Annotated in this window: 16 protein-coding genes; 11 read left to right on the top strand and 5 right to left on the bottom strand. The window is 67.7% G+C overall.

Annotated elements, in window-relative coordinates:
- Positions 1 to 269: 269 nt before the first annotated feature.
- The 3 genes from WS45_RS24705 to WS45_RS24715 form a co-directional block, all read right to left on the bottom strand.
- Positions 270 to 911, bottom strand: coding sequence for an NAD(P)-dependent oxidoreductase (locus tag WS45_RS24705; RefSeq protein ID WP_059702145.1), 642 nt, complete (start codon positions 909 to 911; stop codon positions 270 to 272).
- 137 nt (positions 912 to 1,048) lie between these two features.
- Positions 1,049 to 1,504, bottom strand: a complete 456-nt coding sequence (locus WS45_RS24710) for an Rrf2 family transcriptional regulator (RefSeq protein WP_059523607.1) — start codon at positions 1,502 to 1,504, stop codon at positions 1,049 to 1,051.
- A gap of 91 nt (positions 1,505 to 1,595) precedes the next feature.
- On the bottom strand, positions 1,596 to 2,024 hold the full coding sequence (locus WS45_RS24715; protein WP_059523609.1) for a hypothetical protein: 429 nt from the start codon (positions 2,022 to 2,024) through the stop codon (positions 1,596 to 1,598).
- Between the two features lie 193 nt (positions 2,025 to 2,217).
- On the opposite strand from WS45_RS24715, the gene WS45_RS24720 reads away from it, so the two are divergent.
- The 8 genes from WS45_RS24720 (at position 2,218) to WS45_RS24755 (ending at position 16,095) form a co-directional block, all read left to right on the top strand.
- The gene (locus WS45_RS24720; RefSeq protein WP_059523611.1) at positions 2,218 to 2,553 is read left to right on the top strand and encodes a hypothetical protein; all 336 of its coding nucleotides are present in this window, start codon (positions 2,218 to 2,220) and stop codon (positions 2,551 to 2,553) included.
- 243 nt (positions 2,554 to 2,796) lie between these two features.
- A complete protein-coding gene (locus WS45_RS24725) occupies positions 2,797 to 3,990 on the top strand; it encodes an ammonium transporter (RefSeq protein WP_059702147.1) in 1,194 nt (397 codons plus the stop codon).
- Positions 3,991 to 4,183: 193 nt separating this feature from the next.
- The gene (locus WS45_RS24730; protein WP_059702149.1) at positions 4,184 to 6,142 is read left to right on the top strand and encodes a PhoX family protein; all 1,959 of its coding nucleotides are present in this window, start codon (positions 4,184 to 4,186) and stop codon (positions 6,140 to 6,142) included.
- 561 nt (positions 6,143 to 6,703) lie between these two features.
- Complete coding sequence (locus WS45_RS24735) at positions 6,704 to 7,528, top strand: IclR family transcriptional regulator (protein WP_059691123.1); 825 nt, start codon at positions 6,704 to 6,706, stop codon at positions 7,526 to 7,528.
- A gap of 250 nt (positions 7,529 to 7,778) precedes the next feature.
- Entirely contained in the window at positions 7,779 to 9,149 is a 1,371-nt protein-coding gene (locus WS45_RS24740; protein WP_059702152.1) for an MdtA/MuxA family multidrug efflux RND transporter periplasmic adaptor subunit, read from the top strand.
- 15 nt (positions 9,150 to 9,164) lie between these two features.
- A complete protein-coding gene (locus tag WS45_RS24745; protein ID WP_059702154.1) occupies positions 9,165 to 12,284 on the top strand; it encodes an MdtB/MuxB family multidrug efflux RND transporter permease subunit in 3,120 nt (1,039 codons plus the stop codon).
- A gap of 3 nt (positions 12,285 to 12,287) precedes the next feature.
- Entirely contained in the window at positions 12,288 to 15,596 is a 3,309-nt protein-coding gene (locus tag WS45_RS24750; protein WP_059702156.1) for an efflux RND transporter permease subunit, read from the top strand.
- Between the two features lie 46 nt (positions 15,597 to 15,642).
- Positions 15,643 to 16,095 (top strand): VOC family protein, encoded by a 453-nt coding sequence (locus WS45_RS24755; protein WP_373559438.1) that lies wholly within the window; start codon positions 15,643 to 15,645, stop codon positions 16,093 to 16,095.
- Between the two features lie 84 nt (positions 16,096 to 16,179).
- Here the strand turns inward: WS45_RS24755 and WS45_RS24760 are convergent, their stop codons facing one another.
- Positions 16,180 to 17,649 carry an NYN domain-containing protein gene (locus WS45_RS24760; RefSeq protein WP_059702158.1) on the bottom strand — a complete coding sequence of 490 codons (1,470 nt, stop codon included), beginning with the start codon at positions 17,647 to 17,649 and terminating at the stop codon, positions 16,180 to 16,182.
- 254 nt (positions 17,650 to 17,903) lie between these two features.
- Here WS45_RS24760 and WS45_RS24765 point away from each other — a divergent pair, with 254 nt between their 5' ends.
- Positions 17,904 to 18,533 carry an SDR family oxidoreductase gene (locus WS45_RS24765; protein ID WP_059702160.1) on the top strand — a complete coding sequence of 210 codons (630 nt, stop codon included), beginning with the start codon at positions 17,904 to 17,906 and terminating at the stop codon, positions 18,531 to 18,533.
- A 90-nt stretch (positions 18,534 to 18,623) separates the two neighbouring features.
- Here WS45_RS24765 and WS45_RS24770 read toward each other — a convergent pair whose 3' ends face one another.
- Positions 18,624 to 19,175 carry a peroxiredoxin gene (locus WS45_RS24770; RefSeq protein ID WP_059523629.1) on the bottom strand — a complete coding sequence of 184 codons (552 nt, stop codon included), beginning with the start codon at positions 19,173 to 19,175 and terminating at the stop codon, positions 18,624 to 18,626.
- A 279-nt stretch (positions 19,176 to 19,454) separates the two neighbouring features.
- On the opposite strand from WS45_RS24770, the gene cdpA reads away from it, so the two are divergent.
- Together cdpA and WS45_RS24780 are read left to right on the top strand one after the other, a co-directional pair.
- Positions 19,455 to 21,194, top strand: coding sequence for a cyclic di-GMP phosphodiesterase CdpA (cdpA, locus tag WS45_RS24775; RefSeq protein ID WP_218921644.1), 1,740 nt, complete (start codon positions 19,455 to 19,457; stop codon positions 21,192 to 21,194).
- A gap of 27 nt (positions 21,195 to 21,221) precedes the next feature.
- Complete coding sequence (locus WS45_RS24780; protein WP_059702164.1) at positions 21,222 to 22,727, top strand: HDOD domain-containing protein; 1,506 nt, start codon at positions 21,222 to 21,224, stop codon at positions 22,725 to 22,727.
- Positions 22,728 to 22,796 lie beyond the last annotated feature (69 nt).

Genomic DNA, 22,796 nt, shown 5'->3' on the forward strand with positions numbered 1-22,796 from the left:
AGATAGAAATTTTTTCTATGCATCCTGCATGACGGGGAACAATATGGAAACCGCCGCGCGGCGTCGACCGGGATAAATACCAATCAGGCCGGGAAGCATTCGCGTCACGCGCGATCCCGCGCGCAGCGGCCCATCGATCATCGGCACACCAGACGAAACAGGCGATTCCACCCGTCGAGATGGAATCGCCTGAAGTCATTGCGGCTGCGCAGCCTGCTGGCCGCTCGCAGCGAATGCTGCACCTGCGCGCCGCCTTGCCGTGGGATCGCTCAATACGCGACCGTTGCGATCTCGCGCACGAAGCTGTGTTGCTCGAGCGCATCGACGAACGCGACCGCGTAGTCTTCCGCCGAGATCCTGCTGTTGCCCTCTGCGTCCACGATCAGCTTGCCCGTGCCCGTGCGGAACGTGCCCGTGCGCTCGCCCGGCGCGATCAGGGCTGCCGGCGCGAAGAACGTCCAGTCGAGATCGCCGACCGTTTTCAGATAATCGAGCGCATCGCGATGCGCGAGCGCGACTGCCTTGTACGCGTCCGGGAAACCTTCGGTGTCGACCAGTTGCTTGCCCGGCGCGACTTCGAGCGAACCGGCGCCTCCCACCACCACGAGCCGCTTCAGGCCGGCCTGGCGCGTGCTTTCCACCAGCGCCTTCGCCGCGGCGGCGATCTTCGCGGGTTCGTCCTGCTTCTGGCTGTACGCGCTCGCGACGACGTCGTGGCCCGGCAGCGCGGCCGCGATGCTGGCCGCATCGAACAGGTCGGCCGCCTTCGCGGTGATGCCGTCGCCGGCCGCGCCCGGATGGCGTGACAGCGCGGTCACGCGATGGCCGCGGCGCACGGCTTCCGCGGCGATGCGCGAGCCGATCATCCCGGTGGCGCCGAACAGTGCGATGTTCAAGGTACGTTGCGTCATGTCGATTCTCCAGAAGTAAAAAGTAACTACGTTAATTACATATAAGATCGAAAAAAAACGGAGCAACACTCCGTCGTACCGGTCGCCGCGCGTGCGCGTCACCCGGCCTCCTGCCCTGCATCAGCCGTTGCTCGCCATCACCCGCCGGTGCTTCCCGCCGGCCGGCGGCGCTGCTCCGATTCGAGCACGTCGGCCGTGACGTCCGCAAGCGTGCGCGTGGCAAGCGATGCTTCCATCGCGCGCTGCGCGTCGCCGATATAGCCGATCAGCACGCCCTGAATGTGCCGCCCGACGAGACATGCGGGATTCGGCGCCTCGCGATGCAGTGCGAACAGCTGCGCATCGTCGACCGCGCGATACACGTCGAGCAGCGTGATCTCGCCGGGCTCGCGCGCCAGCAGCGCGCCGCCGCCCGCGCCGAGCTGCGACGTGGTCAGCCCCGCAGCCGCCAGCATCGACAACAGACGGCGAATCAGCGCCGGATTCGTGTTCACGCTACCCGCGATGATGTCGGACGACAGCGGCGCACCTTCCTGCATCGACAGCAAGGCAAGCACATGAACGGCAAACGCGAACCGGCTGCTGGTATTCATTCCTCACTCACTCGGTGACGCCGGCCCGAACGGCAGCCGGCGGCAATGTGTACGCACTATAGTTACATTTCACGCATTCCGCAAGGGGCGCTTACTCGCCGCTGGCCGGCTTCGCACCCGATGCGTTCTGCTGACTCCACTGCTGGAGCTTCTTGCCGGCCTCCGCCATCTTCGCGCCCGCTTCCGATGCCGCGTGTGCGACGACGGCGGAAGCGGCCGCATCGATCTGCGCCTGCGCGGCGGACGCGAGGCCGCTCGCGGACAGCGGCGGCACGGCCGAGGCCGCGCTCGCGATGCCGGCCTTCGCGGCATTGATCTGCTGGTTGACGGTGCTCGCCACCTGGTCGAGCGCCTTGGCCGCGTTGTTCGCCGCATCGGCGGCCGCGCTGGCGGCCGTATCGGGTTGCGTGGCCGGCGTGCCGGACTTCTCGCAGCCTGCGAGCAACAGCGCCGCACCGACGGCCGCGGCCGCCAGCACGGACCCGGGCACGCGACGCGCCAGCCAAGTCTTCATCTTCATCAGCGATCTCCGGCCGTGCGCCGCACGGCCTGAATGGTTGGACCAGCGTCGATGATACCGCCTGTGGAACAGGGCCAATGACGACTGGTGATTAAAAATGCCTTTCAATTTCGGATTTGTCTGATTCAATCGCAGGCGTGCCGAGACTAAAGTGGGCAGGCTTCAATCCGCTCCGTCTGCTGCCCGTTTCTTCATGGCTTTCCTCATCGACTGGTTCATCGCGCTGGCCGCCGCGCTCGCCGCCACCCTGTTCCTGTGCCTTCGCTCACCGTCCGCGTCGCGCCTGCGCGCGGCCGGGCGCCCGCGCCGCGTGGCGTGTGCTCGCCTGCTCGCCCAGGCGGTGATCGGCTTCTGGACGGCCGCGCTGATCGTCGCGCAAGGCATCCTTGGCCCCGACGGCGACGGCCAGTCGCACGCGGGCTTCGCGGCGCTCGCGTTTGCCGCACTCGGGCTCACCACCGTCGCCGCCTATTGGTGTGCCTGCGCACTGCGGCTGCGGCGCTCGCGCGTGCTGTTCGCCCGCCGCTGACGCGCCAGGCCGGTGCATCGCGGCGCACCACGTCGCGCATCGTACGCACCAGTTGCGCTCGCATCGCACCACACGCGTGCATACGCTGCCCCTCCGGCCCCACACGCGGCCTGCCCCGCTCCCGTGCACGCATCGCCCGCGTGCCGCATCGCACGGCCGCCCGCACCACTTACACGCACACGTTCACCAAGTTGGCTCGATATTTGCATTCCTCGCCCGTTTTTTGCGCAAGGAAGCCACGGCATGGATGGTCTGAAATCCGGCGTCGACACACTGTTTCTGTTGATCGGCGCCGTCATGGTGCTCGCGATGCACGCGGGCTTCGCATTTCTCGAGCTCGGCACGGTCCGCAAGAAGAACCAGGTCAACGCGCTCGTGAAGATCCTGGTCGACTTCTCGGTGTCGACGCTCGCGTACTTCTTCATCGGCTACACGATCGCGTATGGCGTCGAGTTCTTCGACGACATCGGCACGCTGTCGCAGCACAGCGGCTACGCGCTCGTGCGCTTCTTCTTCCTGCTGACGTTCGCGGCGGCCATTCCCGCGATCGTGTCCGGCGGCATCGCCGAACGCGCGAAATTCAATCCTCAGCTCGTCGCGACGCTGATCATCGTCGGCTTCATCTATCCGTTCTTCGAAGGAATCGCATGGAATGAACGCTTCGGCGTGCAGGGCTGGCTCACGCATGCGTTCGGCGCGCCGTTCCACGATTTCGCGGGCTCGGTCGTCGTGCATGCGTTCGGCGGCTGGGTCGCGTTGCCGGCCGTGCTGCTGCTCGGCGCACGCCACGGCCGCTATGCCAAGGATGGCCGCATCGCCGCGCACCCGCCGTCGAACATTCCGTTCCTCGCACTCGGCGCATGGGTGCTCGCGGTCGGCTGGTTCGGCTTCAACGTGATGAGCGCGCAGACGCTCGACAAGATCAGCGGCCTGGTCGCCGTGAACTCGCTGATGGCGATGGTCGGCGGCACGCTCGCCGCGTGGATGGCCGGGCGCAACGATCCGGGCTTCACGTACAACGGCCCGCTCGCGGGCCTCGTCGCGGTCTGCGCGGGCTCCGACGTGATGCACCCGATCGGTGCGCTCGTCACCGGCGCGGCAGCCGGCGCGTTGTTCGTCGCGATGTTCACCTGCGTGCAGAACAAGTGGCGCATCGACGACGTGCTCGGCGTGTGGCCGCTGCACGGGATGTGCGGCACGCTCGGCGGCATCGCGGCCGGCGTGTTCGGGCAACCCGCGTTCGGCGGCCTCGGCGGCGTGTCGTTCGTGTCGCAACTCATCGGCACACTCGGCGGCATCGCGATCGCCACCGCCGGCGGCACGCTCGTGTACGGCGCGCTGAAAGCGACCGTCGGGCTGCGCCTCGAGCGCGAAGCCGAATTCGACGGCGCCGACCTGTCGATCCACCGCATCTCGGCGACGCCCGAGCGCGACTGAGCGCGAATACGCGCCCAACCGGCGTCCGGCAGCGCGCCTGACGGACGCCCGACGCATCATTACGTTTTCAATTCAAAAAACTTTCATCGAGCATCCCTACACTTCGGTCCAGTTTTCAACTCGCCTTCGCATTGCTTGCTGATCGCCTGCTTCGCGAAAGGCCATTCTTCCAACATTCGAAACTGGACTCCACATGCCCGCGTTGCCCAATGCTTCCCGTCGTCAGGCCCTGAAGATCCTCGCCGGCGCGCCCATGCTGCCCCTCTCCGGCCTCGCGCTGCCGGCCCTGCTGACGGGCTGCGGCGGCGACGACAATCCGGCGGCGACGCCGGCCGCCGCCGAGTACACGTCGGCGGCGTTCTCGGCGATGGCCGCGCCCACGCTCGACAACGCGGCCGCGATGGCCACGACGACGGTCGGCTCGACACTGTCGGTGTCGTTCTCGGACGGCTCGTCGCGCAACTTCAAGCTCGCGTACCGGCCGTTCTTCGTGACGGGCGACATGGTGCCGGACGGCAAGGGCGGCACGACGCTCGCGGGCGGCTACTACGACATCAACAACCAGCCGATCATCGACCGCTCGGTGGCGGGCAAAGAGCGCCAGTTCTATTCGGACTGCCCGGACGGCAGCTCGCTGCTGACACTGAAGAATGCGAACGTGGCCGGCGTGAAGGGCAACACGGTGTTCGCGGTCGTGCAGTTCGAATACACGACGCGCGACCAGGCGAGCGCATCGCAGTACGGCCAGCTGCCGTCGCCGATCGCGGTGATCACGCTCGACCAGGATCCGTCCAGCGGCGCGCTGAAGGTCGTCAAGTATCACAACGTCGACACGTCGAAGGCGCACGGCCTGTGGATCACGTGCGGCGCGAGCCTGTCGCCGTGGGGCACGCACCTGTCGAGCGAGGAATACGAGCCGGACGCGACGAAGGCCGCGACCGACGCGCAGTTCAAGGCATTCAGCCGGAACACGTTCGGCGACGAGACGAAGGCGAACCCCTATCACTACGGCCACCTGCCCGAGATCACGGTGAACCCGGACGGCACCGGCTCGGTGAAGAAGCACTACTGCCTCGGCCGCATCTCGCACGAGCTGATCCAGGTGATGCCGGACCAGCGCACGGTGATGATGGGCGACGACGCCACCAACGGCGGCCTGTTCATGTTCGTCGCCGACAAGGCGGCCGACCTGTCGGCCGGCACGCTGTACGTCGCGAAGTGGACGCAGACGTCGTCCGCCGGCGCCGGCAGCGCGACGCTCACGTGGATCAGGATCGGTCACGCGACCAGCGGCGAGATCGAGACGCTCGCGAACACGCTGAAGGCGTCGGACATCATGGACCTGACGACGACCGACCCGAACGACGCGAGCTACACGAAGATCCACTTCGGCGGCAAGTTCAACTGGATGCGCGTGAAGCCCGGGATGGAAAAGGCGGCCGCGTTCCTCGAGACGCACCGCTACGCGGCGCTGATCGGCGGCAGCATGGCATTCACGAAGCTCGAAGGCACGACGGTCAACGCGAAGGACAAGATCGTCTACACGGCGATGTCGCGGATCGAGACGTCGATGGTCCAGGGCAATGCGGTGTCGCGCGACGTCGCGGTGGACAAGAAGATCGCGGCAGGCGCCGTCTACGCGCTGAACCTGAAGGCCGGCCAGCGCGACACGTCGGGCGGCGCGATCGACAGCGAGTGGGTGCCGGTCGACATGGGCGCGCCGGCCGCGCTCGTCGGCGAGGACCTCGCCGCGGCCGATGCGCTCGGCAACCTCGCGAACCCGGACAAGATCGCGAACCCCGACAACCTGAAGTTCTCCGAGAAGCTGCGCACGCTCTTCATCGGCGAAGACTCGGGCATGCACGTGAACAACTTCCTGTGGGCGTACAACGTCGACACGAAGTCGCTCGCACGCGTGCTGTCGTGCCCGGCCGGCGCCGAATCGACGGGCCTGCACGCGGTCGACGAGATCAACGGCTGGACCTACATCATGAGCAACTTCCAGCACGCGGGCGACTGGGAGTCGCCGCTGCACGACAAGGTCAAGCCGACGCTCGATCCGCTCGTTCGCGCGAACTTCAAGGACCGCTTCGGCGCCAGCGTCGGCTACCTGACGGCCGAGCCGACCAGCATCAAGCTCGCGAAGGGCTGACCCTCGGCACCGTGGGGCCGCGTGCCCCTGTCACGCTTTCTTCTTCACGTTTCATTCGTCGGCGCTCCACGCCGGTTTACGCGCGATGCCCATTGCGGGCATCGCGCTTTTTTTTGCGCGCGCCGCACGCACGCAGGCGCGCACGAGCACGGTCGAACGGGCGATTTCAGCGATCGGGGGATAATACGGACCTGATGCGTCCGGCGGACGGGCAAAAAAAAGCGCCACGGAGACCGTGGCGCTAAAAAAGTTCTAGCCATTCCGAGGGCCGTGCTAGAACCTGAGAGACTGCGCGAAACACCGTTGCCGGTTAAACTCGTGAAACGATGTTTCGAAAACGTGAGACATTCTTTCCGTTTCCGCCCGACAAGTCAAGCGGTATTTGCACCGGTTTGTTCACTTCCCGGTAATGCTCATTTGAGCGCTTTCCTAATAAACCAAGGGTGAACCCGTAAAATCTCATGCGATGAACGATTCACCCATGGAACATGCATCTTTTGACAATCATCCTACAATACCAACAAAATTGAAATCGAGTTTCGGAAATAGAGAGAATCCCTCGTGTCGACACCTGTAACGCCTCCCGCGCCCCGAGACCGCGAATCGTCGCCGGACGAGATCACCGCGCTCGCGCGCGGCCTCGCCGTGCTGCGGCGCATCGCGGCCGCCGACGCCCCGGTCAGCAACCGCGAACTCACCGAATTGACGGGCATCCCGAAGCCGACCGTGTCGCGCATCACCGCGACGCTCGTCAGCGCCGGCTTCCTGTTCCAGTTGCCCGACAGCGAGCGCTTCGTGCTGACCGCGTCGGTGCTGGAGCTGAGCCACGGCTTCCTGCGCAACTTCGACATCCGCGCGCGCTCGCGGCCGTTCATGATCGAACTCGCCGAGCGCACGTCGCTGTCGGTGCACCTCGCGGTGCGCGACCGGCTCGACATGGTCGCGATCGACGTGATCCGGCCGCGCTCGGCCGTGCTCGTCACGCGTCTCGAGATCGGCTCGCGGATGGACATCGCGCGCACCGCGGTCGGCCGCGCGTATCTCGCGGCACTGGAGGACGACGAGCGCCGCGTGCTGCTCGACGCGCTGCGCGCGACGGCCGGCGACGACTGGCCGCACGTATCGGCGCGCCTGAACCCCGGCGTCGAGGACGCGATGCGCACGGGCCATGCGATCGCGATCGGCGAATGGCGCGAAGGGCTGAACGCGGTCGCGGCCGGTTTCGTCGGCCCGTCGGGCCAGCGCTATTCGGTGAACTGCGGCGGCGCATCCAGTCAGTGCCCGCCCGAATGGCTGCAGGAACACGTGGTGCCCGCGCTGCACGAATGCATCGCGAAAATCACCCGCGAGATCGGCGGCGCACCCGCCCGGCGCAGCGCCGTGTAATCGATCCGTCATCGTCCCGTCGCCTTCTGTAACGACCGTAACCCGTTGAAAGATAGACGACTGGACTGTAACGGGGACGGGACGTAGCATCATGCCCATCGTCGCGCCGCATTCTCGGCGCGCACCGCTCTTTTCTTTTCCCGCGCGGGCCGGAAGGGCCCGGACCGAGCCGGCCCTCCGGCACCGCAAGCCCACGCGCCGCCCCAAGCCCGTTTCCCGGCCCGCCGCGCCGTCTTCCTGACAGAACACGATGGACAACCAACAAAAGCCCACGCCCCCTTCGAAGGATCCCGCCTCCCCCGCCGCGCGCCGCCCGCGCCGCACGCTGGTGATCGGGACGCTCGCGGTCGTCGTCATCGGCGGCTTGCTGTGGTGGCACCCGTGGAACCGTACGCAGGCGGACGCGCCGGCAGCCGGCAGCGCGGCCTCCGGCGCGAGTGCCGGCGGTGGCGGCCATCGCGGCCGCGGCGGCCCCGCCGCCATGGCGAACGTTCCGCAACCCGTATCGGTCGCGACGGCGACGCAGGGCGAGATGCCGATCGTGCTGTCCGCGCTCGGCACCGTGACGCCGCTCGCGAACGTGACGGTCAAGACGCAGTTGTCGGGTTATCTGCAGTCCGTCGCGTTCCAGGAAGGCCAGATCGTCAAGAAAGGCGACCTGCTCGCGCAGGTCGACCCGCGCCCGTATCAGGTCGCGCTCGAGAATGCCGAAGGCACGCACGCGCGCGACTCGGCGCTGCTCGCGACGGCCCGCATCGACCTGAAGCGCTACCAGACGCTGCTGTCGCAGGACTCGATCGCGTCGCAGACGGTCGACACCCAGGCGTCGCTCGTCAAGCAATACGAAGGAACGGTGAAGACCGACCAGGCGGCGATCGACTCCGCGAAGCTCAACCTCACGTACGCGCGCATCACGGCGCCGGTGTCGGGCCGCGTCGGCCTGCGCCAGGTCGACCCCGGCAACTACGTGACGCCGGGCGACACGAACGGGATCGTCGTGATCACGCAGCTGCAGCCGATGAGCGTGATCTTCACGACCTCGGAGGACAACCTGCCGCAGATCGTCAAGCAGGTGAACGCGGGCCGGAAACTGTCGGTCACCGCGTACAACCGCAACAACACGGTGCCGCTCGAAACGGGTTCGCTCCAGACGCTCGACAACCAGATCGACACGAGCACCGGCACGGTCAAGCTGCGCGCGACCTTCGACAACAAGGAAGGCCTGCTGTTTCCGAATCAGTTCGTGAACACGCGGCTGCTGGTCGACGTGATGCGCGATGCGACGATCGTGCCGACGGCCGCCGTGCTGACGGGCTCGATCGGACAGTTCGTGTACATCGTGAAACCCGACAACACGGTGACGGTGCGCAAGGTCAAGGTCGGCCCGGTCGACGGCGAGCGCACCAGCATCGTCAGCGGCGTCGCAATCGGCGAGCGCGTGGTCACCGACGGCTCCGACCGGCTGCGCGAAGGCGCGAAGATCACGATCCCGGCCGACAAGCCGAAAGGCGCGTCGGGCGCGCACGGCGCCGGCGCGGCGTCGGGTGCATCGGGCGCGGCCGCCCACCGCGGCGGACAGAAGCACGGCGCGTCGCAGGCAGCGGCCCCCGCGGCCCAGTAACGCGCGGGCCGCTCGATGAATCCATCCCGCCTCTTCATTCTCCGGCCGGTCGGCACCGCCCTCCTGATGGCGGCGATCATGCTGGCCGGTCTCGTCGCGCTGCGCTTCCTGCCGCTCGCCGCGCTGCCCGAAGTCGACTACCCGACGATCCAGGTCCAGACCTTCTATCCGGGCGCGAGCCCGGAGGTGATGACGTCGTCGGTCACCGCGCCGCTGGAGCGGCAGTTCGGGCAGATGCCGTCGCTCAACCAGATGTCGTCGCAAAGCTCGGCCGGCGCGTCGGTGATCACGCTGCAGTTCTCGCTCGACCTGCCGCTCGACATCGCCGAACAGGAAGTGCAGGCCGCGATCAACGCGGCCGGCAACCTGCTGCCGTCCGATCTGCCCGCCCCGCCGATCTACGCGAAGGTCAATCCGGCCGACGCGCCGGTGCTGACGCTGGCCATCACGTCGAAGACCTTGCCGCTCACGCAGGTACAGGACCTGACCGACACGCGCCTCGCGATGAAGATCTCGCAGATCGCGGGTGTCGGCCTCGTCAGCCTCTCGGGCGGCAACCGGCCGGCCGTGCGGATCCAGGCGAACCCGACCGCGCTCGCGAAGTACGGGATGAACCTCGACGATCTGCGCACGACGATCTCGAACCTGAACGTGAACACGCCGAAAGGCAACTTCGACGGCCCGACGCGCGCGTACACGATCAACGCGAACGACCAGCTCACCAGCGCCGATCAATACAACGACGCGGTCGTCGCCTACAAGAGCGGCCGCCCGGTGATGCTGACCGACGTCGCGAAGGTCGTCGCCGGCTCGGAGAACACCAAGCTCGGCGCGTGGGTGAACGCCGAGCCCGCGATCATCCTGAACGTGCAGCGCCAGCCGGGCGCGAACGTGATCGCGACCGTCGACGCGATCAAGGCGCAGCTGCCGAAGCTGCAGGAGACGCTGCCCGCCGCGCTCGACGTGCAGATCGTCACCGACCGCACGACGATGATCCGCGCCGCCGTGCGCGACGTGCAGTTCGAGCTGCTGCTCGCGGTCGCGCTGGTCGTGCTCGTGATGTACCTGTTCCTCGCGAACATCTACGCGACCATCATCCCGAGCCTGTCGGTGCCACTGTCGCTGATCGGCACGCTCGCGGTGATGTACATGGCCGGCTTCTCGCTGAACAACCTGTCGTTGATGGCGCTCACGATCGCGACCGGCTTCGTCGTCGACGACGCGATCGTGATGATCGAGAACATCGCGCGCTACGTCGAGGAAGGCGATTCGGGGCTCGAGGCCGCGCTGAAGGGCTCGCGGCAGATCGGCTTCACGATCATCTCGCTGACGGTGTCGCTGATCGCGGTGCTGATTCCGCTGCTGTTCATGGGCGACGTCGTCGGCCGGCTGTTCCACGAGTTCGCGATCACACTTGCAGTGACGATCGTGATCTCGGCGATCGTGTCGCTCACGCTCGTGCCGATGATGTGCGCGAAGCTGCTGCGCCACTCGCCGCCGCCCGAAAGCCACCGCTTCGAGGCGCGCGTGCACCGCGCGATCGACTGGGTGATCGCGCGCTACGCGGTCGCGCTCGAATGGGTGCTGAACCGCCAGCGCTCGACGCTCGTCGTCGCGCTGCTGACGCTCGGGCTCACCGCCCTGCTCTACGTGTACGTGCCGAAAGGCTTCTTCCCCGCGCAGGATACCGGCGTGATCCAGGCAATCACGCAGGCGCCGCAATCGATCTCGTACGGCGCGATGGCCGAACGCCAGCAGGCGCTCGCGGCCGAGATCCTGAAGGACCCGAACGTCGACAGCCTCACGTCGTTCATCGGCGTCGACGGCAGCAACATCACGCTGAACAGCGGCCGGATGCTGATCAACCTGAAGGCGCGCGACGAGCGCGCCGAGTCGGCCGCGCAGATCATCCGCGACCTGCAGCAGCGCGTCGCGAACGTGACCGGCATCACGCTGTTCATGCAGTCGGTGCAGGACCTGACGATCGACTCGACCGTGAGCCCGACGCAGTACCAGTTCATGCTGACGAGCCCGAACCCGGACGAATTCGCGACCTGGGTGCCGAAGCTCGTCACGCGGCTGCAGAAGGAGCCGTCGCTCGCCGACGTCGCGACCGACCTGCAGAGCAACGGCCAGTCGGTCTACATCGAGATCGACCGCGCGAGCGCCGCGCGCTTCGGCATCACGCCGGCGACCGTCGACAACGCGCTGTACGACGCGTTTGGCCAGCGCATCGTGTCGACCATCTTCACGCAGTCGAACCAGTACCGCGTGATTCTCGAGTCGGAGCCGAAGGACCAGCACTACGCCGAATCGCTGAACGACATCTACCTGCCGTCCGCGGGCGGCGGCCAGGTTCCGCTGTCGTCGATCGCATCGTTCCACGAACGGCCGTCGCCGCTGCTCGTCGCGCACCTGTCGCAGTTCCCGTCGACGACGGTCTCGTTCAACCTCGCACCGGGCGCATCGCTCGGCGAGGCCGTGAAGGCGATCGACGCCGCCGAGAAGGACATCGGCCTGCCCGGCTCGTTCCAGACGCGCTTCCAGGGCGCGGCGCTCGCGTTCCAGGCGTCGCTGTCGAACCAGCTGTTCCTGATCCTCGCGGCGGTCGTCACGATGTACATCGTGCTCGGCGTGCTGTACGAAAGCTACATCCACCCGATCACGATCCTGTCGACGCTGCCGTCGGCCGGCGTCGGCGCGCTGCTCGCGCTGATGATCACCGGGCACGATCTCGACATCATCGGGATCATCGGGATCGTGCTGCTGATCGGCATCGTGAAGAAGAACGCGATCATGATGATCGACTTCGCGCTCGAAGCCGAACGCGTCGAAGGCAAGCCGCCGCGCGAGGCGATCTACCAGGCGTGTCTGCTGCGCTTCCGGCCGATCCTGATGACGACGCTCGCCGCGCTGCTCGGCGCGGTGCCGCTGATCTTCGGCGCCGGCGCGGGCTCCGAGCTGCGCCAGCCGCTCGGGATCGCGATCGCGGGCGGCCTGATCGTGTCGCAGGTGCTGACGCTGTTCACGACGCCGGTGATCTACCTCGGCTTCGACAGCCTCGCGCGCCGCGTGCGCGGCTGGTTCGAACGGCACGGCCCCGGCCGCGACGCCGGCAAGCAGACGGGCGCGTAAGCGATGAACCTGTCGCGCCCCTTCATCACCCGCCCCGTCGCGACGACGCTGCTCGCGCTCGGCGTCGCGCTCGCGGGCCTGTTCGCGTTCATCAAGCTGCCGGTGTCGCCGCTGCCGCAGGTCGACTTCCCGACCATCTCGGTGCAGGCGTCGCTGCCCGGCGCGAGCCCCGAGACGGTCGCGACCAGCGTGACGAGCCCGCTCGAGCGGCACCTCGGCTCGATCGCCGACGTCAGCGAAATGACATCGACCAGCACCGTCGGCAACGCGCGGATCATCCTGCAGTTCGGGCTGAACCGCGACATCGACGGCGCCGCGCGCGACGTGCAGGCCGCGATCAACGCGGCGCGCGCCGACCTGCCCGCGTCGCTGAAGAGCAACCCGACGTACCGCAAGGTCAACCCGGCCGATTCGCCGATCATGGTCGTGTCGCTCACATCGGAAACGTCGTCGCCCGCGAAGCTGTACGACGCCGCGTCGACGGTGCTGCAGCAGTCGCTGTCGCAGATCGACGGGGTCGGCCAGGTGTCGGTGAGCGGTTCCGCGAACCCGGCCGTGCGCGTCGAGCTCGAGCCTCACGCGCTGTTCCACTACGGAATCGGCCTCGAGGACGTGCGGGCCGCGCTCGCGTCCGCGAACGCGAACAGCCCGAAGGGCGCGATCGAATTCGGCCCGAAGCACTTCCAGCTCTACACGAACGACCAGGCCTCGCAGGCGTCGCAGTACAGCGACCTGGTCGTCGCCTACCGCAACGGCGCGGCCGTGCGGCTGTCCGACCTGTCCGAGGTCGTCGACGGCGTCGAGGACCTCCGCAACCTGGGCCTGTCGAACGGCAAGCGCGCGGTGCTCGTGATTCTCTACCGCTCGCCCGGCGCGAACATCATCGAGACGATCGACCGCGTGCGCGCGGCGCTGCCGCAACTCACGGCGTCGCTGCCTGCCGACATCACGGTGACGCCGGTGCTCGACCGTTCGACGACGATCCGCGCGTCGCTGAAGGACACCGAGCACACGCTGCTGATCGCGGTGAGCCTGGTCGTGATGGTCGTGTTCCTGTTTCTGCGCAACTGGCGCGCGACGCTGATTCCGAGCGTCGCGGTGCCGATCTCGATCATCGGCACGTTCGGCGCGATGTACCTGCTGGGCTTCTCGATCGACAACCTGTCGTTGATGGCGCTGATCGTCGCGACCGGCTTCGTCGTCGACGATGCGATCGTCGTGCTCGAGAACATCACGCGCCACATCGAGAACGGCAAGCCGCGGCTGCAGGCTGCGTTCGACGGCGCGCGCGAGGTCGGCTTCACCGTGCTGTCGATGAGCATATCGCTCGTCGCGGTGTTCCTGCCGATCCTGCTGATGGGCGGCATCGTCGGGCGCCTGTTCCGCGAATTCGCGTTGACGCTGTCGCTCGCGATCGGCGTGTCGCTCGCCGTCTCGCTGACCGTCACGCCGATGATGTGCGCGCGGCTGCTGCGCGAGTCGCACGAGGTGCAGGAGGAAGGCCGCCTCGGCCGGTTCCTCGAGCGCTTCTTCACGCGGATGCAGCGCGGCTACGAGCGCACGCTGTCGTGGGCGCTGCGCCGTCCGCTGCTGGTCCTGCTGATCCTGTTCGCGACGATCGGCCTGAACGTCTATCTGTACATCATCGTGCCAAAGGGCTTCTTCCCGCAGCAGGATACCGGGTTGATGATCGGCGGCATCCAGGCCGACCAGTCGACGTCGTTCCAGGCGATGAAGCTGAAGTTCTCCGAAATGATGCGGATCGTGCAGGCCAACCCGAACGTGAAGAGCGTCGCGGGCTTCACCGGCGGCACGCAGACCAACTCCGGCTTCATGTTCGTCACGCTGAAGGACCGCACCGAGCGCAAGCTGTCGGCCGACCAGGTGATCCAGCAGTTGCGCAAGCCGCTCGCGGACGTCGCGGGTGCGCGCACGTTCCTGCAGGCCGCGCAGGACATCCGCGTCGGCGGCCGGCAGAGCAATGCGCAGTACCAGTTCACGCTGCTCGGCGATTCGAGCGCCGAGCTGTACAAGTGGGGGCCGCTGCTGACCGAGGCGCTGCAAAAGCGCGCCGAGCTGACCGACGTGAACTCCGACCAGCAGCAAGGCGGCCTCGAGGCGATGGTGACGATCGACCGCGCGACCGCCGCGCGGCTCGGCATCAAGCCCTCACAGATCGACAACACGCTGTACGACGCGTTCGGCCAGCGCCAGGTCTCGACGATCTACAACCCGCTGAACCAGTACCACGTCGTGATGGAAGTCGCGCCGAAATACTGGCAGAGCCCGGAGATGCTGAACCAGGTGTGGATCAGTACGTCGGGCGGCAGCGCGAACGGCTCGCAGACGACCAACGCCGCGGCGGGCACCTTCGTCGCGACTTCGGCCGGTACGTCGAGCGCCGGGACGGCCGCCACCAGCGCCGCGGCGATCGCGTCCGATTCGGCGCGCAACCAGGCGCTGAACTCGATCGCATCGAGCGGCAAGTCGAGCGCGTCGTCGGGCGCGGCGGTGTCGACGTCGAAGTCGACGATGATCCCGCTGTCCGCGATCGCGACCTTCGGCCCGAGCACGACGCCGCTGTCGGTCAACCACCAGGGGCTGTTCGTCGCGACGACGATCTCGTTCAATCTGCCGCCTGGCGTGTCGCTGTCGGAGGCGACCCAGGTGATCTACCAGACGATGGCGCAGATCGGCGTGCCGCCGACGATCGTCGGCAGCTTCCAGGGCACCGCGCAGGCGTTCCAGCAGTCGCTGAACAACCAGCCGATCCTGATCCTCGCGGCACTCCTGGCGGTCTACATCGTGCTCGGGATCCTGTACGAGAGCTACATCCACCCGATCACCATCCTGTCGACGCTGCCGTCGGCCGGCGTCGGCGCCCTCCTCGCGCTGCTGCTGTTCAAGACCGAGTTCAGCATCATCGCGCTGATCGGCGTGATCCTGCTGATCGGTATCGTGAAGAAGAACGCGATCATGATGGTCGACTTCGCGATCGACCAGACGCGCAACGGCAACAAATCGTCGTTCGATGCAATCCACGAGGCGTGCCTGCTGCGCTTCCGGCCGATCATGATGACGACGATGGCGGCACTCCTCGGCGCGCTGCCGCTCGCGTTCGGCAGCGGCGACGGCGCCGAGCTGCGTGCGCCGCTCGGGATCGCGATCGCCGGCGGCCTGATCATGTCGCAGGTGCTGACGCTATACACGACGCCGGTCGTCTATCTGTACATGGACCGGTTCCGCGTGTGGGGCGAGAAGCGCCGCAACCGCCGCGGCAACCCGGGCGGACCGGCGGTGGCGGGCGAGTAAGCGGGTAACGGGCACGCCGGCCGCATCGGGCGGCCGCGTGACGGGCTTGCACGCCGGCCGCGATCGGCTATCGTGTGCCCATGCCCACCCTCGCGCCCCTTCCCGGGGACCCGCCATGAACGTCCAGCTGAACCATACGATCGTCTGGTGCCGCGACAAGCACGCATCGAGCCGCTTCCTCACCGAGCTTCTGGAACTGCCGGCGCCGACGCCGTTCGGCGCGATGCTGGTCGTCCAGCTCGACAACGGCGTGTCGCTCGACTTCTACGAAAAAGAGGGAGAGATCACGGCCCAGCACTACGCTTTCCTGACCGACGAGGCCGGCTTCGATCGCGTGTTCGCGCGCATTCGCGAGCGCGGGCTACCGCACTGGGCCGATCCCGCGAAACGGCAGCCCGGCGACATCTACCGCCACAACGGCGGGCGCGGTGTGTACTTCGACGATCCGGACGGTCACTTCCTCGAAGTGATGACGCAGCCATACGTGCTGAACGGATAGCGGAACGCGTCGGCCGGCATTGCACCGGCCGACGTGGCGGCGCGGGCGGCGCCCTCGATCGGACGCCGCCCCGCCGTGACGCCGTTACTCGGCGGCGGCCGTCTTGCGCGGGCGACGCGCGCGGGTCGCCGTCTTGCGGGCCGGCTTCTTCGGCTTGGCGCCGGATGCCGCTTCGACAGCCGCTTCACCGGTCGATTCGGCAGCCGGTGCTGCTTCGTGCGGCGGCTGCGCGGCCGCCGTCGAGGCACCGTGCTCGCCGGCCGTCGGCGCCGCATGCTGCGCCGCGACGTGGCGGTCCTCACCGTGGTCCGCGTCGCGATGAGGCGCTTCGGCATGTTTCTCGCCGCCGTGCTTGGCGCCGCCGTGCGCAGCCTCGTCCGGCTTCGCCGCCGCGTGACGGCCGGCGCCCTTCGCTTCGCCACCCTTCTTCGCGCCGGTCTTCTTCGCCGCGCTCTTGCGCGCGCGCTTGCGGCCGTCCTTCGCGTCGCCGTGCGGCTCGGCTGCTTCGTTCGCTTCGGCCATCGCGGCCGGCACGAGCGCCGCGTCGCTCACGACGTCGACGAGGTCCGCCTCTTCGGCATCGACCTGCGCGCTTTCGTGAACGGCCGCTTCCGCACGCTGCCCGCGATGCCGCGGCTCGCGCTCGGCCGTTGCAGCCTCGCCGTGGCGCCCGCCGTGGCCGTGCTGCGCGCCACCCGTTTCACGCGCCGCCACAGGCTCGGCCGCCGCGGCGGACTGGCGCGGCCGCGACACGAACGCGCCCGACTTGTCGTCGCGCCCCACCTCGAGCAGGCCGCGCGCCTGCGCTTCGTCGAGCAGGTTGCCGAACGCACGGAAGCCGTAATACGACTCGTTGAAATCCGGCTTGCGGCGCTTGATCGCGCTCTTGAGCACCGACGCCCAGATCTTGCCGACGTCGTCGCGCTCCGATGCCAGCGCGTCGAACGTCTCGACCGCGAGCGCGATCGCCTCGCTCCGGCGCACTTCCAGCTCCGGCTTGCGCGACGGCTCGTCGGCGCGCTTCGCGCCGCCGTTGCCCGTGCGCTGCTGTTCGCGCTTCGCCAGCGCGCGCTGCTGCTCGCGCACCAGGTCGTCGTAGAAAATGAATTCGTCGCAGTTCGCGACCAGCAGGTCCGAGGTCGACTTCTTCACGCCGACGCCGATCACCTTCTTCGCGTTCTCGCGCAGCTTCGACACGAGCGGCGAGAAATCCGAGTCGCCGCTGATGATCACGAACGTATCGACGTGCGACTTCGTGTAGCAGAGGTCGAGCGCGTCCACGACGAGCCGGATGTCGGCCGAATTCTTGCCCGACTGGCGCACGTGCGGAATCTCGATCAGCTCGAAGCTCGCCTCGTGCATCGACGCCTTGAAGCCCTTGTAGCGCTCCCAGTCGCAATACGCCTTCTTCACGACGATGCTGCCTTTCAGCAGCAGCCGCTCCAGCACGGGCTTGATGTCGAATTTCTCGTACTTCGCGTCGCGCACGCCGAGCGCGACGTTCTCGAAGTCGCAGAACACGGCCATGCTGACGTTGTCCAGGGGTAATGCCATGTGTACTCCAACCGGTTGGTCGCCGCGTTGTATTGCGTAGCGGCGAAAAATGCATCGCGCACATGATAGCCGGTCGGCGGGTCGATTCCGCCATCCATGCGCGCGAGCGCGCGGATAACGGGGTGCCGCGCCGGCCGTTACTGAGCGGTACAGCCCCAATTACCCGCGCGCCGCCTCCCCAAATCGACATACACTTGAGTATCGGTCGTCCGTCCCTATCTGGGAGGATGACGCATCGCGCAAGGAGCGGTTTCATGACGACGAAGGTATTGCTGATTGGCGCGACCGGCCGCACGGGTCGAGCCTGCGCTGATCTGCTGCTCGAGCAGCCGGAATTCGAGGTGACTGCGCTGGTGCGCCGGCACGGCTATGCGCTGCCGGGCGCGAAGGTCGTCGAGGCCGATCTGACGGGCGATTTCTCGCACGCGTTCCAGGGCATCACGCACGTGATCTACGCGGCCGGCTCGGCGGAATCGGAAGGCGCCGCCGAAGAGGAGCAGATCGACCGCGACGCGGTCGCGCGCACGGCCGAGCATGCGCTCGCCTACAACGTGCAGAAGCTGGTCGTGATCAGTTCGCTGAGCGCGTACTGGCCGGAGCGCAGCGGCGACGCGCTGCGCCACTATTCGCGGATGAAGCGCGAAGGCGACGAGCGCGTGATCGCATCGGGCATCGACTACGTGATCCTGCGCCCCGGCCCGCTCGCGGACGGCCCGGGCGTCGGCAAGATCGCGCTGACCGAGGAGCCACTCGACCCGGCGCCGCCGGTGTCACGCCAGGATGTCGCATGGGCCGCGATGGAGGCGATCAAGCTCGGCATTTCGCGCAAGGTCATCGGCTTCGTCGGCGGCAGCGTGCCGATCGAACAGGCGTTGCGCGCGTAACACACGCCCGGGCCGCCACGGGGCGGCGCATTTCGTCGTGCCGGCGGCCCGCGATGCGGGCCGCTTTACTGCACGCTTGCCGCGTCCGGCTTACTGCTTCGGATGCGCATCGGCCCACGCCTTCACCGCGCCGAGCGTGTTCTCGACGTGCTTGTCGGGCGACAGGCTCGTGTATTCGTACAGCACCTTCCCCTCCGGCGAAATCACGTAGGACACGCGGTTCGCACGATCGAGCGCGGGCAGCTTCGCGTCGTATTCGCGGATGATCTTCGCGTCCGGATCGGCCGCGACCGGGAACTTGCTGCGGCACTCGCTCACCGAGAACTTCGTCAGCGTGTCGATGTTGTCCGCGGATACGCCGATCACCGTCGCGCCGTAAGCCTTGTAACGATCGACGGCATCCGCGAACGCATGCGCCTCGATGGTGCAACCCTTCGTGAACGCGGCCGGGTAGAAGTACAGCACGACCGGCCCGTGCTTCAACGCATCGGCCAGCGAGTACGTGTAAGTCTTGCCGCCCAGCGACGCCTGCGTCGTGAAGTCGGGCGCCGCGTCGCCCGGCTTCAGTTGCGCCTGCGCGACCAGCGCATGGCCGGCCACCAGCAGCGCCGCCGCGCCGCCCACCAACAGTTTTCGCTTCATCTGCGTCCTCATTTCTTATAAAGTCAGCCTCGATGTAGGCCATACCGGCGTTCGCCTGTCGAACGCCGGTGTGCACGACCCGGCCCGGCGGCAGCGCCAGCCGCGGCCGGCCGGTTAAAGATTCCGCGCAGTCTGCCGTTATTCCTTCCGGACAGCCGGTTCCAGCCCTTCACGTCAGCGAGATACATGGAAGCCAACAGGAAACAGACGCCACGCAAGGGCTCCTGGCGCAATGCCTTGCATACGCTGCGCCGCTTCGCCTGGTCGGGCGGCGCGCTGATGCCTGCGCGCGCCGGCGCGCCGCGCCGCGACGACACCGTGCGCAACTGGCTGGAACAGACGGTCGGCACGGTGGATTTCCTCGCCCATGTCGATCGCGAGCTGCGCTTTCTGTATGTGTCCGACGCGAGCCTGCGCTTCATCGGTTATCACCGCGACTACCTGCACACGCTGACGCTGCGCGACCTGATCGCGGAACAGGATACCGCGGTGCTCGAAGGCCTGCTTGCGCGCGCCGCGCGTTCCGGCCAGGTCGAGAAGGCGACGATGTGCATCGTCAAGTCGCTCACCTATCCGCTCGACGTCGAGATCCGCGCGTTCAAGAGCCGCCACCACGGCGTCGACGGCTTCGCGATCGCGGCGTTCGACGTGTCGGCCTGGCGCGCGCTCGAGGCGCGCCTGACGTACGAGATGCACCACGATCCGATGACGGGGCTCGACAATCTGTCCGCGCTCGTGCCCGCGCTGATGCGCGCGCAGCAGGCCGCCGACGAAAGCGGCACCTGCGCGGCGCTGCTGCTGCTCGATCTCGACGACTACCAGCGCATCAACCGCGCGCTCGGCTACGACGCCGGCGACACGCTGCTGCGCGACACCGCGCAGCGGCTGCAGGCGCTCGTCGCACCCGGCGAACAGCTCGCGCGCGTCGCGAGCGACAAGTTCGCGATCGTGTTCACCGCGCCGGACCGCACGCGCGCGAGCAATGCCGCCGACGCGCTCGCGCGCCGGTTGCAGGCCGCGGTGCGCGAACCTTACGCGTATCAGGGGCAGACCGTCCACTTGTCCGCGAGCATCGGCATCGCGCTGTACCCGGACGAGCGCGCCGCGCCCCATCGCGCGCAGCATCACAGCCCGCTGCTGCGCCGCGCCGACCATGCGCTCGCGCAGGCGAAGGCGTCCGGCGGCAATGCGCTCGCGTTCCATGAACCGGTCGACGATCCGGCCGACGCGGAACGGCTGAAGCTCGAGGCCGACCTGTACGACGGCGTGCGCAACGGCGAGTTTTCGCTGCACTTCCAGCCGATCACGCGCAGCCAGTCGGGGGCGGTGGACGGCGTGGAGGCGCTGATCCGCTGGCGCCATCCAGTGCACGGCCTCGTGCCGCCGGCGACCTTCATTCCGCTCGCCGAATCGATCGGCCTCATCAACTATCTCGGCAACTGGGTGCTCAAGGCCGCGTGCATGCAGCTCGTCGCCTGGGATCGCCAGGGGCTCGCGCTGCAGTACGTGGCGGTCAACGTGTCGCCGCAGCAGTTCCGCGACCCGCGCTTCACGCAAAGCGTGCGCGAGGCGATCGCGCTGACGGGCATCGACCCGCGCCGCATCGTGCTGGAAATCACCGAAAGCCTGCTGATGCACGATCCCGTGCAGGCGAAGGGGCTGCTCGAGGAGCTGACCGCGCTCGGCATCCGCTTCGCGATCGACGATTTCGGTACCGGCTATTCGAGCCTCGCGTACCTGCAGCGCTTCCCGCTCGCGAAGCTGAAGATCGACCGCAGCTTCGTCGAGAACCTGCTGACGTCGCGCAACGATCGCGCGATCGTGTCGGCGGTGGTCGGCCTCGCGCAAACGCTCGATCTCGAGCTCGTCGCGGAAGGCGTCGAGACCGAGGCGCAGCGCGAGCTGCTGACCGAGATGGGCTGCAACCACATCCAGGGCTGGCTCGTCTGTCAGGCGCTGCCGTCCGAGGAGCTCGCGCGGCGCTTCGAGGCGCAGCAGCTGCGCCTGCACGCCGCCTGACGCGCGCGGCGAACCGGATAGATCCGTATGTCAATCACCGCACACCTGCCCCGCACGGCGCTGCTCGACAAGCTGTGGGCCCGGATGAACGAACGGGGCGACTTCCCGCTGCTGTCGGAGTCGCTGCGCGCGACGATGGCCGCGATGAAGAACGACGATCTCGACTTCACCGCGCTCGTGCGCGTCGTGCTGTCGGATTTCGCGCTCACGCAGAAAGTCCTGCGGCTCGCCAATTCCGCGATGTACATGGCGTTCGGCGGCAACATCACGACCGTCACGCGGGCGCTGATGGTGCTCGGCATGGACACCGTCGGCCATCTCGTCGTCGGGCTCAAGCTCGTCGACCATTTCCACCACAGCACCCCGCGCCGCATCGACGCGAAGCTCGAGCTGAACCGCGCGCTGCTGTCCGGCTGCGTCGCCCGCAAGCTGACCGAGCATGCCGAGTTGCGCGGCGGCGAGGAGGCCGTCGTCTGCACGCTGATGCGTCAGGTCGGCAAGCTGCTGGTGGTCTGCTATCTCGACAGCGAATGGGACCGGATCCGCCGCCGCGCCGCCGAGCTGGACGGCGACGAAGCGGCCGCGTGCGTCGACGTGCTGGGCGTCGGCTTCGACGAGATCGGTCTCGAGGCCGCCGCGAGCTGGCGGCTGCCCGACGTGATCCGCGCCGGCATGGCCGACGGCGACGGCGCACACGCGGCCAGCGCCGACGAGGACGACATCGACGAAGACCGCCAGCGGCCCCGCGACGCCTGCGCCGACGACAGCCCCGAGCGCGTGCGCTGGCTGCGCGCGGTGAGCCGCTGCTCGACCGACGTCGCCAGTGCGCTCGCGATGCCCGCGGGCCCGCAGCGCGATGCGCATATCGCGGTGCTCGCGCAGCACTACGAGCAGGAACTGGACATCGACGCCGGCGCGCTGGTGGAAATCGCCGACCGGCTCGCACGCGAGGAAGCGAGCGACACCGTGATGCGCGAGATCGTCGAGCTGCGCGCGAACGCCGACGCGATCGCGCGGGCGCAGCCCGATCCCGAGGCATGCCTCGAAGCCGGCCTCGCGGACCTGCGCGCGCTGCCGTCCGAACATGTGCTGACGCCGGTGCTCGCGCTCGCGTCGGAAAGCCTGCTGGCGGGCCTCGCGTTCACGCGCACCGTGATGTTCGTGCGCCGTGACGACGGCGCGTTCGCCGCGCGGCTCGGCTTCGGCCCGGACGTCGACGCGGCGCTCGACCGCCTGTGCTTCGACGAGCGCTTCGAGCCGGACGTGTTCCATCTCGCGATCACGAACTCGGTCGGCATCTTCATCGAGCAGGCGCAGGACCCGAAGATGGTGAAGCGCCTGCCCGCGTGGTATCTCGATGCGCTTCCCGACACGCGCGCGTTCGTGCTGCTGCCGGTGCGCGTCGGCACGAAGACCGTCGGCCTGCTGTACGGCGACTGGGCCGGTGCGCAGCCGGCGCGCAAGATCACGCAGCAGGAGATGAGCGTGCTCAACGAGCTCGCGCGCGAACTGGGGCGGTTCTTCCCCGCGTAACGAAGCGGCACCCCAAAAGCAAACCGGCCGCGAAAGCGGCCGGCTGCATGGTGCGACGAATCGAAACGC

Origin of the sequence: Burkholderia sp. RF2-non_BP3 (genome assembly GCF_001522185.1) — a bacterium.
Classification (GTDB): Bacteria; Pseudomonadota; Gammaproteobacteria; order Burkholderiales; family Burkholderiaceae; genus Burkholderia; species Burkholderia diffusa.

What these genes read in the sequence shown, in the direction of transcription:
- WS45_RS24705 (WP_059702145.1), bottom strand. Translation starts at nt 911, where the DNA reads ATGACGCAACGTACCTTGAACATCGCACTGTTCGGCGCCACCGGGATG.
- WS45_RS24710 (WP_059523607.1), bottom strand. Translation starts at nt 1,504, where the DNA reads ATGAATACCAGCAGCCGGTTCGCGTTTGCCGTTCATGTGCTTGCCTTG.
- WS45_RS24715 (WP_059523609.1), bottom strand. Translation starts at nt 2,024, where the DNA reads ATGAAGATGAAGACTTGGCTGGCGCGTCGCGTGCCCGGGTCCGTGCTG.
- WS45_RS24720 (WP_059523611.1), top strand. Translation starts at nt 2,218, where the DNA reads ATGGCTTTCCTCATCGACTGGTTCATCGCGCTGGCCGCCGCGCTCGCC.
- WS45_RS24725 (WP_059702147.1), top strand. Translation starts at nt 2,797, where the DNA reads ATGGATGGTCTGAAATCCGGCGTCGACACACTGTTTCTGTTGATCGGC.
- WS45_RS24730 (WP_059702149.1), top strand. Translation starts at nt 4,184, where the DNA reads ATGCCCGCGTTGCCCAATGCTTCCCGTCGTCAGGCCCTGAAGATCCTC.
- WS45_RS24740 (WP_059702152.1), top strand. Translation starts at nt 7,779, where the DNA reads ATGGACAACCAACAAAAGCCCACGCCCCCTTCGAAGGATCCCGCCTCC.
- WS45_RS24745 (WP_059702154.1), top strand. Translation starts at nt 9,165, where the DNA reads ATGAATCCATCCCGCCTCTTCATTCTCCGGCCGGTCGGCACCGCCCTC.
- WS45_RS24750 (WP_059702156.1), top strand. Translation starts at nt 12,288, where the DNA reads ATGAACCTGTCGCGCCCCTTCATCACCCGCCCCGTCGCGACGACGCTG.
- WS45_RS24760 (WP_059702158.1), bottom strand. Translation starts at nt 17,649, where the DNA reads ATGGCATTACCCCTGGACAACGTCAGCATGGCCGTGTTCTGCGACTTC.
- WS45_RS24765 (WP_059702160.1), top strand. Translation starts at nt 17,904, where the DNA reads ATGACGACGAAGGTATTGCTGATTGGCGCGACCGGCCGCACGGGTCGA.
- WS45_RS24770 (WP_059523629.1), bottom strand. Translation starts at nt 19,175, where the DNA reads ATGAAGCGAAAACTGTTGGTGGGCGGCGCGGCGGCGCTGCTGGTGGCC.
- cdpA (WP_218921644.1), top strand. Translation starts at nt 19,455, where the DNA reads ATGCCTGCGCGCGCCGGCGCGCCGCGCCGCGACGACACCGTGCGCAAC.
- WS45_RS24780 (WP_059702164.1), top strand. Translation starts at nt 21,222, where the DNA reads ATGTCAATCACCGCACACCTGCCCCGCACGGCGCTGCTCGACAAGCTG.